Consider the following 1,187-nt stretch of genomic DNA (forward strand, 5'->3'; position numbering starts at 1 on the left):
GTATTATGCAATGATTTTTGCAACAACACCCGCACCTACAGTACGGCCACCTTCACGGATTGCGAAACGTAAACCGTCGTCCATCGCGATTGGGTGGATCAGGGTAACGATCATGTTGATGTTATCACCTGGCATTACCATCTCTACGCCTTCTGGCAGTTCGATAGTACCTGTTACGTCAGTTGTACGGAAGTAGAACTGTGGACGGTAACCTTTGAAGAATGGAGTGTGACGACCACCTTCATCTTTGCTCAGAATATAAACTTCTGATTCAAATTTAGTGTGTGGCTTGATTGAACCTGGTTTAGCAAGTACTTGACCACGTTCGATTTCTTCACGTTTAGTACCACGCAGAAGAACACCAACGTTCTCACCCGCACGGCCTTCGTCCAGTAATTTACGGAACATTTCAACGCCAGTACAAGTTGTTTTAACCGTTTCTTTGATACCAACGATTTCAACTTCTTCACCAACTTTAACGATACCACGCTCAACACGGCCTGTTACTACTGTACCACGACCTGAGATTGAGAATACGTCTTCGATTGGCAGCAGGAACGGACGGTCAATTGCACGCTCTGGTTCTGGGATGTAAGAATCCAGGTAACCTGCTAATTCAACAATTTTCGCTTCCCACTCTGGGTTGCCTTCCAGCGCTTTCAGAGCTGAACCGCGAACAACTGGAGTGTCGTCGCCTGGGAAGTCGTACTGAGACAGTAACTCACGAACTTCCATTTCAACTAATTCTAACAGTTCTTCGTCATCAACCATGTCACATTTGTTCAGGAACACGATGATGTAAGGAACGCCAACCTGACGACCTAACAGGATGTGCTCACGAGTTTGTGGCATTGGGCCATCAGTCGCAGCAACAACCAGGATTGCACCGTCCATCTGTGCAGCACCAGTGATCATGTTTTTAACATAGTCGGCGTGTCCTGGGCAGTCTACGTGTGCGTAGTGGCGAGTTGGTGTATCGTACTCTACGTGAGAAGTAGAGATGGTGATACCACGCGCTTTTTCTTCTGGTGCGTTATCGATTTGGTCGAATGCACGAGCAGAACCGCCGTAAGTTTTAGCCAGAACAGTAGTGATAGCTGCTGTCAGAGTAGTTTTACCGTGGTCAACGTGGCCGATAGTACCAACGTTAACGTGCGGTTTTGAACGTTCAAATTTTTCTTTAGACA

The 1,187-nt window shown here is 46.9% G+C and carries 1 protein-coding gene; it reads right to left on the bottom strand.

The features are described from left to right. Positions 1 to 3: 3 nt before the first annotated feature. Positions 4 to 1,187: elongation factor Tu (tuf, locus tag AC4IFO_RS22890; protein ID WP_273805197.1), on the bottom strand; the 1,184-nt coding region annotated here is incomplete at its 5' end.

Source organism: Providencia sp. UF-224 (assembly GCF_058245955.1).